The sequence below is a fragment of the Pseudomonas sp. FP597 genome (genome assembly GCF_030687435.1).
In the GTDB taxonomy this organism is placed as follows: Bacteria; Pseudomonadota; Gammaproteobacteria; order Pseudomonadales; family Pseudomonadaceae; genus Aquipseudomonas; species Aquipseudomonas lactucae.
This window is the reverse complement of sequence record NZ_CP117432.1, coordinates 57,449-72,031: the sequence shown is the minus strand read 5'-3', so window position 1 is coordinate 72,031 and position 14,583 is coordinate 57,449. Positions and strand designations below refer to the sequence as shown.

The window sequence follows — 14,583 nt, the reverse complement described above, 5'->3', positions numbered from 1 at the left end:
CCCGATGGCGATTTGACAAACAGCGAAGATCTTAAGCCGGAATCGCCTTGGCCTTAGCCTCGCGATCCCACACCCGATGCTGCGCAATGCCGGCAAAGAACGCCTTGAACGCCGCAGCATCAGCCCCCACGATCAGCCCCGCATCCACCTCCAGTTTCAGCAGATCCAGCAGTGGCTTCACGTCACTGGCAACCGCAATCGCCTTCAGATGCTTGTACGCTTCCAGCACATAGTGCAGCGCCACACCATCACCGCTCAACGCTTGCACCGACTCCTTACCGCCCGGGATAAACACCGCGTCAAACGCAATGGACGGCATGCCTTCCATCGACGCATCCACCGGCAGGGTCTTGCCATCCGCCGTGGTCACAGGTGCCGAGGTCGGCCCCAACAACTTGGCATGCGCACCCTCGGTCTCCAGCGCTTTTTTCAGCGCATCGATCGCCGCACCGTCTACGCCATTGGCCGCCAGAATCGCCACTTTACGCGTCTTGATATCACCCGACAGCAGGTTCACCTGGCTCAAAGCCGGTGACGTTTTCACCGATGTTTCACGCGCAGGCACAGTGCCCTTGGTCGGCACCGGCAAGCCGAGGTTTTGCGCAACACGCTTGGCCAATTCAAGATCGATATTGGCCAGAATCTCGTTCACCTGACGGGCGCGGATAAACTCGCGTTCCACTTTGCCCAACTCGAAGCTGTACGCCGCAATGATGTGCTCTTTCTCATGGTGGCTCATGCTGTTGAAAAACAGCGTGGCCTGGGAGAAGTGGTCACCGAACGACTCGCTGCGCTCGCGTACCTTGTTGGCGTCGACACGCTCGTAATAGGTTTCGAAGCCGCCATCCGTCGGCCCTGCCGGCGTCTCCTTCGGCCAGCCGCCATCGATAGAGTTCGGCTCGTAAGAAGCGCGGCCCTTGTCTATCACTGTACGGTGCTGAGCATCGCGCTGACCGTTATGGAACGGCGCGATGGGGCGGTTGATCGGGATCTCATGGAAGTTCGGCCCACCCAGTCGGCTGATCTGCGTATCCGTGTAGGAAAACAGACGGCCTTGCAGCAAGGGGTCATTGGTGAAGTCGATACCCGGCACGATATGGCCAGGGCAGAACGCAACCTGCTCGACTTCGGCGAAGAAGTTATCCGGGTTGCGGTTAAGCACCATCTTGCCCAGCGGCGTAATGGGCACCAGCTCTTCAGGAATAATCTTGGTGGGGTCCAGCAAGTCGAAGTCGAATTTATGCTCATCTTCTTCGGCGACCACCTGAACGCCCAATTCCCACTCGGGATAATCGCCCATTTCAATCGACTCCCACAGATCTCGGCGATGGTAGTCGGTGTCTTTACCCGCGAGCTTTTGCGCTTCGTCCCACACCAGGGAGCAGGTGCCAACCTTGGGCCGCCAGTGGAATTTCACGAAGCTGGATTTGCCTTCGGTGTTGATCAGGCGAAAGGTGTGCACGCCAAAACCCTGCATGGCGCGCAGGCTTTTTGGAATCGCTCGGTCAGACATCGCCCAGATCACCATGTGCGCCGATTCCGGCTGCAGCGAGACGAAATCCCAAAAGGTGTCATGGGCCGAGCCACCGGTAGGAATCTCGTTGTGTGGCTCAGGTTTTACCGCATGCACAAAGTCAGGAAACTTGATTGCGTCCTGAATGAAAAACACCGGCATGTTGTTGCCGACCAGGTCGAAGTTGCCTTCGTCGGTGAAGAACTTCACGGCAAAACCGCGTACGTCACGCACGGTGTCGCCGGAGCCGCGCGGGCCTTGCACGGTGGAAAAGCGCGCAAATACCGGGGTTTTATGCTCTGGGGTACGCAGGAATCCGGCCTTGGTCAGCGCTGAATGGTCGCCATAGGATTGAAAGTAACCATGTGCGCCAGTCCCGCGGGCATGCACGATGCGCTCCGGAATACGCTCATGGTCAAAGTGCGTGATTTTTTCACGCATGATGAAATCTTCAAGCAGAGAAGGGCCACGAGAACCGACCTTCAGGCTGTTCTGGTTGTCGGAAATTTTCACGCCTTGGTTAGTGCGCAAGGCTTGTCCGGTCGCGTCGGACCGGAACGCTTCCAGTGCCTGCAGCTTGGCGTTGGTATTGCCACGGTCCAGGGTATCGGTGCCTGCAAGTTCACTCTTCGGCGGGGTAGCTGGCTTCTTGGTGCTCATCAGTCAAAACTCCTTATTCAAAGTGGCCAGAGCGGTCCCCGGCTCGTTTGAGCAAAACCCAGGCACGGCACCTGGGAAATCGCGTTGCCTAAGTAGTGACTGATGGTGTTTTGGGCCGTTCCTTTTTTATGACCTTTGATCGCGTTATTGCCAAATCGCTGGATGAATGCGAAATAAATGCTAAGAAACGCTAATCGGACAGGCTAAAATGCGCGCCCGGCTAACCGCTGATCCCTTTTCCATGCGCCCCACAAGGTTCGCTACGTGATCGAGTTTCAAAACGTCCATAAAACCTACCGCGTTGCCGGTAAGGATATTCCCGCCCTGCACCCCACCAGTCTGCGCGTCGACAACGGCCAGGTGTTTGGCCTGATCGGCCACTCGGGCGCGGGTAAAAGCACCCTGCTGCGCCTGATCAACCGCCTCGAAGAACCGAGCGGCGGCCAGATCACGGTCGACGGCGAAGAAGTCACCGCCCTGGACGCCAACGGCCTGCGCCGTTTCCGGCAACAGGTCGGCATGATCTTCCAGCACTTCAACCTGCTGGCGTCCAAGACCGTCGCCGACAACGTGGCACTGCCGCTGACCCTGGCCGGCGAATTGTCGCGCAAGGACATCGACCTGCGCGTGGCTGAACTGCTGGCCCGCGTCGGCTTGTCGGATCACGCCAAAAAGTACCCGGCGCAATTGTCCGGCGGCCAGAAGCAGCGCGTCGGCATCGCCCGAGCCCTGGCGACCAAGCCCAAGATTTTGCTGTGCGACGAAGCCACCAGTGCCCTCGACCCGCAGACCACCGCCTCGGTGCTGCAGCTGCTGGCCGAGATCAACCGTGAGCTGAAACTGACCATCGTGCTGATCACCCATGAAATGGACGTGATCCGTCGCGTGTGCGACCAGGTGGCCGTGATGGACGCCGGCGTGATCGTCGAGCAAGGCTCGGTGGCCGACGTGTTCCTGCACCCGCAACACCCGACCACCAAACGTTTCGTACAAGAAGCCGAGCAGGTCGACGAAGGCGAACAGCGCGATGACTTCGCCCACGTACCCGGCCGTATCGTGCGCCTGACCTTCCAGGGCGACGCGACCTACGCGCCATTGCTGGGTACCGTCGCCCGTGAAACGGGGGTGGACTACAGCATCCTTGCCGGGCGTATCGACCGCATCAAAGACATCCCCTACGGGCAACTGACCCTCGCCGTCACCGGCGGTGACATGGAAGCGGCGTTTGCACGCTTTACCGCCGCGGACGTTCACATGGAGGTGCTGCGCTAATGGACGTTTTCCTGAATTTTTTCGCCAACGTTGACTGGTCCGAAATCTGGCTCGCCACCGGCGACACCATGATCATGCTGTTCGGCTCGCTGTTCTTCACCGTCGTGCTGGGCCTGCCGTTGGGTGTGTTGCTGTTCCTGACCAGCCCGCGCCAGCTGTTCGAACAAAAAGGTTTGTACGCGCTGCTGTCGCTGATCGTAAACATCTTGCGTTCGCTGCCGTTCATCATCCTGCTGATCGTGATGATCCCATTCACCGTTCTGATCACCGGCACCTCGTTGGGAGTAGCCGGGGCGATCCCGCCACTGGTCGTGGGCGCCACGCCATTCTTTGCGCGCCTGGTGGAAACTGCCCTGCGCGAAGTGGACCGCGGAATCATTGAGGCCACCCAGTCCATGGGCGCCACCACCCGCCAGATCATCACCAATGCACTGCTGCCCGAAGCACGCCCCGGCATCTACGCGGCGATTACAGTGACGGCGATTACACTCGTGTCCTACACCGCCATGGCCGGTGTGGTCGGTGCCGGTGGCCTGGGTGACTTGGCGATCCGCTTCGGTTACCAGCGTTTCCAGACCGATGTGATGGTGGTTACCGTGGTCATGCTGTTGATCCTGGTGCAAATTCTGCAAACCCTCGGCGACAAGCTGGTGGTGCACTTTTCTCGAAAATAACGGCCATTGCCGGCCCAAGCCGGCACATGCCCGAACAAGGAGCTTGTTGGATGAAAAAACTACTGGTTGCTTTCGCCGCCGTTGCTGCGTTTTCCGCCCACGCCGAGACCCTCACGGTCGCTGCCTCGCCGGTACCGCATGCAGAAATCCTCGAATTCGTGAAACCTGCCCTGGCCAAGGAAGGCGTGGACCTGAAGGTCAAAGTTTTTACCGACTACGTACAGCCCAACGTACAAGTGGCCGAAAAGCGCCTGGACGCCAACTTCTTCCAGCACCAGCCGTACCTGGATGAGTTCAACAAAGCCAAGGGCACTCACCTGGTGAGCGTCGGCGCTGTGCATCTGGAGCCCCTGGGCGCCTACTCCAGCAAGTACAAGAAACTGGACGAGCTGCCGGACGGCGCCAACGTGGTGATCCCGAACGACGCCACCAACGGCGGCCGCGCGCTGTTGTTGCTGGCCAAGAGCGGCCTGATCACCTTGAAGGACCCGACCAACATCCTGTCGACCATCAAGGACATCACCGGTAACAGCAAAAACCTGAAGTTCCGCGAACTGGAAGCCGCCACACTGCCGCGCGTACTGACCCAGGTCGACCTGGCACTGATCAATACCAACTACGCCCTGGAAGCCAAGCTGGACCCGTCCAAGGACGCACTGGTGATCGAAGGCAACGACTCGCCTTACGTGAACATCCTGGTCACCCGCGAAGACAACAAGGATTCGGACGCGGTGAAGAAGCTGGTTGCAGCACTGCACACACCTGAGGTGAAGCAATTCATCGAAGAGAAGTACAAGGGCGCGATCAAACCGGCGTTCTGATCCAACCTTCAATCCAAAATACTGGAGATAAAAAATGTGGGAGGGGGCTTGCCCCCTCCCACATTTGCTTTGTGTTGTCTTCACTTGCGCTGCAATAACCCCGGTAACTGCGCCACCAGCTTCTGGTTGTTCAACGGCGCCCGAATAAACCCACGCTGCGTCCCGTCCGGCCCGATCAGCGCGAGGTTGCCGCTGTGGTCGACGGTGTAGTTGGGCTTGCTGGTGTCAGCCGGGATGAACGGGATGCTCACCGCATTCGATACCTTCTGCACGTCGTCCACATTCGCGCCGGTGAGGCCTGCAAATTGTGGGTCGAAGTAGCCCAGGTACTGCTTGAGCTGCGTCGGGGTATCGCGGTTCGGGTCGACACTGACCAGGATCACCTGCAACTTATCTACCGCCTCCTTGGGCAGTTCGCTCTTGATCTGGCGCAGTTGGGCGAGGGTGGTCGGGCAGATGTCCGGGCAGAAGGTGTAGCCGAAGAACAGTAGGCTCCACTTGCCTTTCAATGCGTTGACCTGCACCGGCTGACCGTCCTGGTTGGTCATGGTCACCGCCGGCAGTTGACGGCTCTGCGGCAGCAGGATGATGCCAGCGTCAATCAGCGCAGTGGGATCACCCTGGCCTTTGCCCGACAGCACTTTATTAACAGTCAGGCCCATGATCAGCGCGACGATCGCCACAAGGATAAAGACGGTTTTTTGAGTTCGAGTCATAGGTTCAACAATAAGTAATGGTCTACGAGCAGGGCGATGAACAACAAAAACAGGTACCAGATAGAGTACTTGAACGTGTTGATCGCCGCGTGCGGCCGACCGCCACGGTACAACACCCAGGCCCATTGCAGAAAGCGCCCACCCAATACCAGCGCGCATATCAGGTACAGCGGGCCGCTCATGTGGATGACATAGGGCATCAGGCTCACCGCCAGCAGGACGCAGGTGTAGAGCAGGATATGCACCTTGGTGTAGTGCTCGCCGTGGGTCACCGGCAGCATCGGGATGTCGGCCTTGGCGTATTCCTCTTTGCGGTGGATGGCCAGCGCCCAGAAATGCGGTGGGGTCCAGGCGAAGATGATCAGCACCAGCAGCAGCGGCTCGGCGCTGATGTGGCCAGTGACGGCGACCCAGCCCAACAACGGCGGCGCAGCGCCGGCCAGCCCGCCGATGACGATATTCTGCGGCGTCGCGCGCTTGAGGAACCCGGTGTAGATCACCGCGTAGCCGAGCAGTGAAGCCAGCGTCAGCCAGGCCGCCAGCGGGTTGGTGAACGCCAGCAACAGCGCCAGGCCCGCAACCGCCAGAAACAATGCAAACGCCAGCGCCGCGACAGGCGATACGCGACCTTCCGCCAGCGGCCGCTTGTGAGTGCGCGCCATCACCGCATCGATGCGTCGGTCCACCACATGGTTGACCGCCGCCGCGCCGCCTGCACACAGCGCAATGCCGAGGTTGCCGAACACCAACACCGTCCACGGCACCCCGGCGCGCGTGGCGAGGAACATACCCACCAACGAGGTGATGAGCATCAGCACCACCACTTTCGGCTTGGTCAGCTCCAGGTAGTCGCGCCAGATAGCCCGGCCGTGACGGGCGCCGATCAAGGTCGCCATGGCATCTCTCCTTTAAGGGTGACAAGGCCCGCCACGGGTTTGCGCGGGCTGAAGCGCCAACCGAACAACCGCGGGTGACGCACCCGAACCAGGCTGGTGCGCGCGTGGTAGTTCACCAGCACCAGCGTCAACAATAAGGCCGCACCGCCAGCGTTGTGCGCAACAGCCACCGGCAGCGGCAGACCGAACGCCACATTGCTCAGGCCCAAGCCAATTTGCGCGGCCAGGGCGATCAGCAGCAAGCCGGCAAGCCGGGTCATGCCCACCGCGCGCAATTGCCAGGCCAGGCCCAGCAGCACCAGGCTGACCAGCACCGCGCCGATGCGATGGGTCAGGTGGATGGCCGTGCGCGCTTCGCTGTCGAGCTGGCCGCCCAGGTAGTTGGGGCCAATGTGCTGGGTCAAGTGAAAGCCGTTGGCAAAGTCCGCCGCCGGCCACCACTGGCCATGGCAGGTCGGCAAATCGACACAGGCCACGGCCGCGTAGTTGGAGCTGACCCAACCGCCAAGCGCGATCTGCCCGATCACCAGCACCAGCCCGGCGGTGGCCCAATATTGCAGGCGCTTGGGCACGACCAACGCAGGCAGTACCCCGGACAATCGCAGCGTCAGTAAAAGTAGCAGACTCAAGGTCGCAAACCCGCCCAACAGATGGCCGGTCACCACCTGCGGCCAGAGCTTCAAAGTCACCGTCCACATGCCGAACGCCGCCTGGGCGAATACCACGGCCAACACGAACAGCGGCAACTTCACCGGCTGACCAGGATCATGTCGGTGACGCCACGAACGCGCCGCCAACAGCGCGATCAGCACGCCCAAGGTGCCGGCGAAGTAGCGATGGGTCATCTCGGCCCAGCCTTTGTCGGCCTCCACCGGCGCGTCGGGAAAATGCAGCTCGGCATGGGCCAGTTGGGCCTCGCTTTGCGGCACGCTGATAAAGCCATAGCAGCCCGGCCAATCCGGGCAGCCGAGGCCGGCATGGGTCAGGCGGGTATAGGCACCGAGCAGCACGACGATCAGTGCCAGCAAAGTGGCAAACAATGCGAGGCGAAATCCAGGTTTGGCCATGACGGTGCCCTTATCCGATATTCGACAGTTTCAGCAGGTGGCGCAGGTCATTGAGCAAGTCCTTGCCCTTGACCTTGGCGTCGTAGCGCAGCACCAGGTTGCCGTGGGGATCGACGATCCACAGCTGCGCCTCACCCGGTGCGGCGGCGTTCTTGGTGAAGGTCGAGAGGTCCAGCGCGTAACGCTGCAATTGCGGGTATTCGGCCTTGAGCTTGGCGTCGTAGTCAGCACTCACCGGTTGCGTACTGGCCAGGGCATGACTGGCGCGAGAGGCGTCGCGGCCCAGGCCGATCTGCAACTGCCGCGCGAGGTACACCAGTTGCTGGCAGTCCGCAGCGCAGGCCGTGGGCGCGGTGACCAGCAGTTGCCAGCGCATTTCATCGGCCTGCACGCCAATATCGACGCGGGTCTGGCCGTTGCCGATCATCTCACCGTGGTAGCTGCGGCTGTCCGGCACCCAGAACTGCAGCTTGTACATAAAGGTGGCCAGCACCATCGGGCCGATCACCATCAGCAGGATCAAGAGCAGTTGCCAGCGGCCTTTGCGCCGATCAGGCCGTTCAGACATGTTGAGTGGATTCGTGACCGCTCCCATGGGGCTTCTCCTTTTTGTTATGCCATCCGAGGTAGAGGTAAAGCGCAAGCAATGCCAGGGCCATGGCAAACCACTGCACGGCATAGGCCAGGTGTTTTTCCGGCCCCATGGCGACCACTGGCCAGGTGGTTTCATACGTCCCGGGGCCGGCTTCGGCGCGCAGCTCGTAGGCAAAACCGCTGCGGCCCAACTCGGCCCATAGCGCGGCGGGGTGCAGCGCGGTGAGCACGCGCGGCCATGGCGCACCGGCAGGGTCGGCATGCAGTTGGAAGGTTTCGCCGGGGGCAACGTACACCCAGGCGTCGAGGTTCACTGGTTGTTCAGGAGTAGTGAAAACGGGCGCGGTGCGCCTGTCCGGCCAGGGCAGCCAGCCGCGATTGAGCAACAGCCACAGACCGCTGGCCTGGTCGTGGAAAGGCTGCAACAACTCGACCCCGACCTTGCCGTCGCGCATCCGGTTATCAAGCAATACGCTGTGATCGGCGTCGAATTGACCGCGCAAACGTACGCGGCGAAAGGCCGGATCAGCGGTGTCAGTAAGTTGCTCACTGCTCATCGGCGCCGCCGCGCGGCGCTCGGCGTAGGTATCGAGCAGCACCTGTTTTTCGTGGCCACGCGACAACTGCCAGAACCCCAAACCCACCATCAACGGCAGCAGTATCAACACCACCAGTGTCGGCGCGATGCCGGGACGAAACGGTTTCATGGCGCTGGCTATACTTGTTTTCATTGCCCGCCCCCTTTGTAAAAGCCCAGGAGCCAGACCATGCTCAAAGCAGCCATTGCCCTGATGCTGATCGCGACTGTCGTGAGCCTGTTCAGTGGCTTGTTTTTTCTGGTCAAGGACGAGGGCCACTCCGATCGCCTCGTGACTGCCTTGACCGTGCGTGTCGTGCTGGCCGTGATCACCCTGGCGTTGATCACCTGGGGTTTTTTCAGCGGCCAGCTGGTGTCGCATGCGCCTTGGTAAGACGCCTCATAGTACGTAAACGAAGAAAAACAAACCGATCCACACCACATCCACAAAGTGCCAATACCAACTGGCCGCCTCGAAACCGAACTGGTGCTCGGCATTGAAATGCCCACGCAGGATGCGCATCAACATCACAAACAAAATGATGGTACCGATGGTCACGTGGGCGCCGTGGAAACCCGTAAGCATAAAAAACGTCGCGCCGTACACCCCCGAGCCCAGGGTCAGGCCCAGCTCTTTATAGGCGTGGATGTATTCCTCGGCCTGGAACCCGAGGAACGCCAGGCCCAGCAACACCGTGATCGCCAGCCAGAGCTTCAGCGCACCGCGATGCCCCTTGCGCAGGGCATGGTGGGCGATGGTGATGGTCACGCTGGAACTCACCAGCAGGATGGTGTTGACCAAAGGCAAGCCCCACGGGCTTATGGTGCCTTCAGGCGCCGGGTACATTTTCGGGTCAGGGTTGTTGAGCAACGGCCAGGCGAACTCGAAGTTCGGCCACAGCATGTGCGCGATGCCTTTGGGGCCTTCGCCGGCCAACGCAGGACCGGACAGGTGGCGCACGTAGAACAGCGCACCGAAGAACGCGATAAAAAACATCACTTCGGAAAAGATGAACCACGTCATGCCCCAGCGAAACGAGCGATCCATCTGCGAACTGTACAAACCGGCGCGGCTTTCTTTGATCACCGCCCCGAACCAGCCAAACATCATGTAGGCCAGCAACAGCCCGCCGACGAAGAAGATCCACGGGCCATGGGATTCCGGGCGCGCGGCCTTCAGGTCGTTGAACCACACGCCCAGGCCATACACGGTGATCAGCAGGCCAAACGTGGCAATTATTGGCCATTTACTTTGAGCTGGTACGTAGTACGTATCATGAGTCGACATGTATTCGCTCTCCTGATTGAGCGGGCAAACAGTAGCTAGCCCCCGGTGCGTACAGCCACGGGCGGTTGGCGCGCAGTGATGTCAAACAGCGTGTACGCCAGCGTCAGATGCTTCACATCCTTGGGCATGTCGCGGTCGACGATGAAGCGCACCGGCATTTCGATACGCTCGCCTGGCTGCAGCACTTGCTGGGTGAAGCAAAAGCATTCGGTCTTGTGGAAGTACATCGCCGCTTCGGCCGGAGAGATACTCGGGATCGCCTGGGCCGTCATCGGCTTGCTCGTAGGGTTGTAGGCCACAAACAGCATCTCGTTGACCGCCCCCGGATTGACCACGATCTCATCGGCCTTGGAATGGAACTCCCAGACCATGTCGATAGCGTTGGTGGATAAGAACTGCACGCGCACCTGACGTGTCGGGTCCACCACTTGCGAACCCTCGTACTGCCCGGCGGTCTTGCCGTTGATGCCGAACGCCTTGCACATCACGTCGTAGATCGGCACCAGGGCAAAACCAAAGGCGAACATCGCCACCACCAGGATCAGCAGGCGGGTGACGAGGCGCTTGAGGGGGAGGGAGTCAGCCATGACGCTCACCGAAGCCGAAGCCGAACTCGGTCAAGGTGGGAGGGGCGGTGTCACATCGCAAAAAGGTGTTCATTTGACCTCCGGCGGCGTGGTGAAGGTGTGGTACGGCGCCGGCGAAGGCACGCTCCACTCCAGGCCTTCGGCACCATCCCACGGCTTGGCCGGTGCCGGCGCGCCGCCACGGATGCACTTGATCACGATGAACAAAAAGAAGATCTGCGTGGCGCCAAACATGAACGCCCCAATCGACGACACCATGTTGAAATCGGCGAACTGCAGGTTGTAATCCGGCACCCGCCGCGGCATACCGGCCAGCCCGACGAAGTGCATCGGAAAGAACGCCATGTTCATGCCCACGAAGGACAGCCAGAAGTGCAGCTTGCCCAGGGTTTCGTCGTACATGTGGCCGGTCCATTTCGGCAGCCAGTAGTAGGCCGAGGCGAAGATCCCGAAAATCGCGCCAGGCACCAGTACGTAATGGAAGTGCGCCACCACAAAGTAGGTGTCGTGGTACTGGAAATCCGCCGGGGCGATCGCCAGCATCAGCCCGGAGAACCCGCCGATGGTGAACAGAATCACGAAGGCCACCGCGAACAACATCGGCGTCTCGAACGTCAGCGAGCCCTGCCACATGGTGCTGACCCAGTTGAACACCTTCACCCCCGTGGGCACGGCGATCAGCAGCGTGGCGTACATGAAGAACAGCTCGCCCACCAGTGGGATGCCGACCACGAACATGTGGTGCGCCCACACGATAAACGACAGGAACGCGATGCTCGCCGTGGCATAGACCATCGAGGTGTAGCCGAACAGCGGCTTGCGCGAGAAGGTCGGGATGATCGAGCTGACGGCGCCGAAGGCCGGCAGGATCATGATGTACACCTCGGGGTGGCCGAAGAACCAGAACACGTGCTGGAACAACACCGGGTCACCACCACCGGCCGCACTGAAGAAGCTGGTACCGAAGTGAATATCCATGAGCATCATGGTCACGCAACCGGCCAGCACCGGCATCACCGCAATCAGCAGGAACGCGGTAATCAACCAGGTCCACACGAACAGCGGCATTTTCATCAAGGTCATGCCGGGGGCGCGCAGATTGAGGATGGTGGCGACCACATTGATCGCGCCCATGATCGAGCTGATACCCATCAGGTGAATGGCGAAGATGAAGAACGTCACGCTTTCCGGCGCATACGTGGTGGAAAGCGGGGCGTAGAAGGTCCAGCCGAAGTTCGGTCCGCCGCCCGGCGTGAACAGCGTCGAGACCAGCAGCAGGAACGCCGCTGGCAGCAGCCAGAAGCTGAAGTTGTTCATGCGCGGCAGGGCCATGTCGGGCGCGCCGATCATCAACGGGATCATCCAGTTGGCCAGGCCGACGAAGGCCGGCATCACCGCGCCGAACACCATGATCAGGCCGTGCATGGTGGTCATCTGGTTGAAGAACGCCGGCTCGACGATCTGCAGGCCGGGCTGGAACAACTCGGCACGGATCACCATGGCGAACGAACCACCCAGCAGGAACATCGCGAAGGCGAACCACAGGTACATCGTGCCGATGTCTTTGTGGTTGGTGGTCAGCACCCAACGCATCAAACCCTTGGCGGGGCCGTGGGCATGGTCACTGGCGTGGCCATGGTCATCGATTACAGCGCTCATGGCCGTTCTCCTGCAAACGAATGGGCGGGGCGGGTCGAGGCAATCGCAATGAAGTGCGTCATTTGCTTTCCGCCTGCTTGATGGCCAGCACGTCTTTAGGCGTGACCATGTCGCCTTTGTTGTTGCCCCAAGCGTTGCGCTCGTAGGTCACTACGGCGGCGATATCCACTTCCGAGAGCTGCTTGCCGAATGCGGCCATCGCGGTGCCGGGCTTGCCGTGGTAGACGATGCTCAGGTGATCGGCGGCAGGCCCGGTGGCGATTTTCGAGCCCTTGAGCGCCGGGAACATCGGCGGCAGGCCCTGGCCTTCGGCCTGGTGACAGGCCACGCACGTGGTGTGATAGACCTTGTCGCCACGGGCCACCAGTTCTTCGCGCGTCCACTCTTTGGAAGTCAGCTCCTTGAGCTTGGCGGCTTCTTCCTTGCGCTGGCCGAGCCAGGTGTCGTAGTCGGCCTTGGACTTGACCTCGACCACGATGGGCATGAAGCCGTGGTCCTTGCCGCATAGCTCCGCACACTGGCCACGGTAGATGCCAGGCTTCTCGATACGGGTCCAGGCCTCGTTGACGAACCCGGGGATGGCGTCGCGCTTGACCGCAAAGGCCGGCACCCACCACGAGTGGATCACGTCAGCGGCGGTGACCAGGAAACGCACCTTGGCGCCCACCGGCAACACCAGCGGCTGATCGACTTCCAGCAGGTAGTGTTCGCCTTTGGTGGCCTGGTTATGGATTTGCTCGGCAGGCGTGGCCAGGTTGCTGAAGAACTCAACGTCCTGGCCCAGGTATTTGTAATGCCACTTCCATTGGTACCCAGTGACCTGGATATCGATATCCGACTCACTGCTGTCGTAGATGTTGATCAGGGTCCTGGTCGCCGGAATAGCCATCGCAACGAGGATCAGCAGGGGCACGACCGTCCAGAGGATCTCCACGGTGGTGCTCTCGTGGAACTTGGCCGCCACCTGGCCGGTGGAGCGCCGGTGCACCATCATCGACCAGAACATGGCGCCAAACACGATGATGCCGATCACCACACAGATCCAGAAAATGGTCATGTGCAGGTCGAACACTGCGTGACTGACTTCTGTCGCCCCTGGCGCCATATTCGTTGTCCAGGCGGCATGTGCCTGGCCGAATACCGACCACAACAGGAGGCCCATCCAAACGTGTGGATGTCGCATCATTGCGGGTTCCCCTTATCGTTCTTGTTATCCCGCCGGTTTGCACCTGCGTCGAAGGGAGCGGCTTCCATACTGCTTACAACCGCTTAGCCTCACCTGCTCATGCAGTCTGGCGTCATCAGCAAATTGCCTACAAATCCGAGTATAGACAGGGTGGGCAACCCCGCAATGTGTAGGGGCAAATGAGCGAAAATGATCGATAAACCCCAATAAAAACGGGGTGCGGAATCGTTTTTCCGACGAACGATGGCAATTCGATATAACGCCCGCGCATAACCATGAAATAATTATGACAAATGCGTCTTAGGCGCTCGTATAAACGAGCTACCTTGTCTTCTCCCTCTTCCTACACCGCATCACTGGAGCGTCCATGAACACCGCCGCATTGCGCGAGCAGATTTCCCGTGCCCATCAACACGAAGCCAAAACGGGCCAGCTTGCCCTGCAACTGGAAACACAATTGCCGCACCTGCATGCAGCCATTTCCCTGGCTGAGGGTGATCGCAACGTGGTCATGACCCGCTTTGTCACTGCCTACATCGACCTCGTCCCGGAGCTGCTCGATGCTGCCAATGACGTGGCTCGCGAAGCCGGGATCGAAAGCCAGATCAAGCCGGTGCTGAAAATTGCCGAGCATTTCTTTCTGCAGCCTCCGGCGATCCTGGCAGGCCACGAAGGCCTGGACAGTCTGTTGGACGAGGCCTATCTGGCCCATCGCCTGGTGGAAGAAGTAAACGATGTGTATATCAAGCATTTCGGCCAGCCGTTGATTCCGGCGGATACCACCGTGGCCAACGTGATAGCCCATCAGTTGATCGGTGAAGATTTCGCCAATCAGTTGGACGAAGCGGTGCACCTGGCGGTGGATGAGATGCTTAACGACGAGAGTTTTGCGCTGGAGTCGGTGGAAGCGTATCGCGAGCAACTGAAAAGTCCGAACACCGAGGCTGCCTGGAAGCGCTGGCCGTGCCTGTCGCGGCAGTTGGGGGTTGAGCTGGCGCTGGATCAACCGGCTTAAATCTTGCGCCTTACACAGGTCAAATATGGGAGGGGGCTTGCTCCGATAGCGGTGTACC

General features: G+C 60.2%; 15 protein-coding genes. 5 read left to right on the top strand and 10 right to left on the bottom strand.

All coding sequences use genetic code 11. The features are described 5' to 3' along the window. Positions 1–31: 31 nt before the first annotated feature. Positions 32–2,173, bottom strand: a complete 2,142-nt coding sequence (gene katE / locus PSH66_RS00350; RefSeq protein WP_305428161.1) for a catalase HPII — start codon at positions 2,171–2,173, stop codon at positions 32–34. A gap of 264 nt (positions 2,174–2,437) precedes the next feature. Between katE and PSH66_RS00345 the strand changes: the two genes are divergently transcribed. From PSH66_RS00345 to PSH66_RS00335, 3 genes are read left to right on the top strand one after another with little or no spacing between them, the layout of a single operon-like run. Beyond that, complete coding sequence (locus tag PSH66_RS00345) at positions 2,438–3,445, top strand: methionine ABC transporter ATP-binding protein (RefSeq protein WP_003170777.1); 1,008 nt, start codon at positions 2,438–2,440, stop codon at positions 3,443–3,445. Then, positions 3,445–4,119, top strand: coding sequence for a methionine ABC transporter permease (locus PSH66_RS00340; protein WP_141062760.1), 675 nt, complete (start codon positions 3,445–3,447; stop codon positions 4,117–4,119). Before PSH66_RS00345 ends, PSH66_RS00340 begins: the two co-directional genes overlap by 1 nt. Positions 4,120–4,169: 50 nt before the next feature. Next, the gene (locus PSH66_RS00335) at positions 4,170–4,940 is read left to right on the top strand and encodes a MetQ/NlpA family ABC transporter substrate-binding protein (protein WP_305428160.1); all 771 of its coding nucleotides are present in this window, start codon (positions 4,170–4,172) and stop codon (positions 4,938–4,940) included. 80 nt (positions 4,941–5,020) lie between these two features. Here PSH66_RS00335 and PSH66_RS00330 read toward each other — a convergent pair whose 3' ends face one another. From PSH66_RS00330 to PSH66_RS00310, 5 genes are read right to left on the bottom strand one after another with little or no spacing between them, the layout of a single operon-like run. After that, the gene (locus PSH66_RS00330; protein WP_003170774.1) at positions 5,021–5,656 is read right to left on the bottom strand and encodes an SCO family protein; all 636 of its coding nucleotides are present in this window, start codon (positions 5,654–5,656) and stop codon (positions 5,021–5,023) included. Next, positions 5,653–6,552, bottom strand: a complete 900-nt coding sequence (gene cyoE, locus PSH66_RS00325) for a heme o synthase (protein ID WP_003170773.1) — start codon at positions 6,550–6,552, stop codon at positions 5,653–5,655. The genes PSH66_RS00330 and cyoE overlap by 4 nt, the downstream gene beginning before the upstream one ends. Next, positions 6,540–7,619: a heme A synthase gene (locus PSH66_RS00320; protein ID WP_003170772.1), complete on the bottom strand. Its 1,080-nt coding sequence runs from the start codon at positions 7,617–7,619 to the stop codon at positions 6,540–6,542. The genes cyoE and PSH66_RS00320 overlap by 13 nt, the downstream gene beginning before the upstream one ends. A gap of 10 nt (positions 7,620–7,629) precedes the next feature. Then, positions 7,630–8,214, bottom strand: a complete 585-nt coding sequence (locus tag PSH66_RS00315; protein ID WP_141062764.1) for a hypothetical protein — start codon at positions 8,212–8,214, stop codon at positions 7,630–7,632. Next, a complete protein-coding gene (locus tag PSH66_RS00310; protein ID WP_305428159.1) occupies positions 8,180–8,944 on the bottom strand; it encodes an SURF1 family protein in 765 nt (254 codons plus the stop codon). Before PSH66_RS00310 ends, PSH66_RS00315 begins: the two co-directional genes overlap by 35 nt. Positions 8,945–8,980: 36 nt before the next feature. Between PSH66_RS00310 and PSH66_RS00305 the strand changes: the two genes are divergently transcribed. Beyond that, on the top strand, positions 8,981–9,184 hold the full coding sequence (locus tag PSH66_RS00305) for a twin transmembrane helix small protein (protein ID WP_003170769.1): 204 nt from the start codon (positions 8,981–8,983) through the stop codon (positions 9,182–9,184). Between the two features lie 6 nt (positions 9,185–9,190). Here PSH66_RS00305 and PSH66_RS00300 read toward each other — a convergent pair whose 3' ends face one another. From PSH66_RS00300 to coxB, 4 genes are all read right to left on the bottom strand, one after another. After that, positions 9,191–10,078, bottom strand: a complete 888-nt coding sequence (locus tag PSH66_RS00300; RefSeq protein ID WP_003170768.1) for a cytochrome c oxidase subunit 3 — start codon at positions 10,076–10,078, stop codon at positions 9,191–9,193. 35 nt (positions 10,079–10,113) lie between these two features. Further along, entirely contained in the window at positions 10,114–10,665 is a 552-nt protein-coding gene (locus PSH66_RS00295) for a cytochrome c oxidase assembly protein (RefSeq protein WP_003170767.1), read from the bottom strand. A 69-nt stretch (positions 10,666–10,734) separates the two neighbouring features. Further along, complete coding sequence (ctaD, locus tag PSH66_RS00290) at positions 10,735–12,324, bottom strand: cytochrome c oxidase subunit I (RefSeq protein ID WP_141062767.1); 1,590 nt, start codon at positions 12,322–12,324, stop codon at positions 10,735–10,737. 58 nt (positions 12,325–12,382) lie between these two features. Then, on the bottom strand, positions 12,383–13,510 hold the full coding sequence (gene coxB / locus PSH66_RS00285; RefSeq protein WP_141062768.1) for a cytochrome c oxidase subunit II: 1,128 nt from the start codon (positions 13,508–13,510) through the stop codon (positions 12,383–12,385). Between the two features lie 367 nt (positions 13,511–13,877). Here coxB and PSH66_RS00280 point away from each other — a divergent pair, with 367 nt between their 5' ends. Beyond that, on the top strand, positions 13,878–14,525 hold the full coding sequence (locus tag PSH66_RS00280; protein WP_003170764.1) for a hypothetical protein: 648 nt from the start codon (positions 13,878–13,880) through the stop codon (positions 14,523–14,525). The last annotated feature ends 58 nt before the right edge of the window (positions 14,526–14,583 follow it).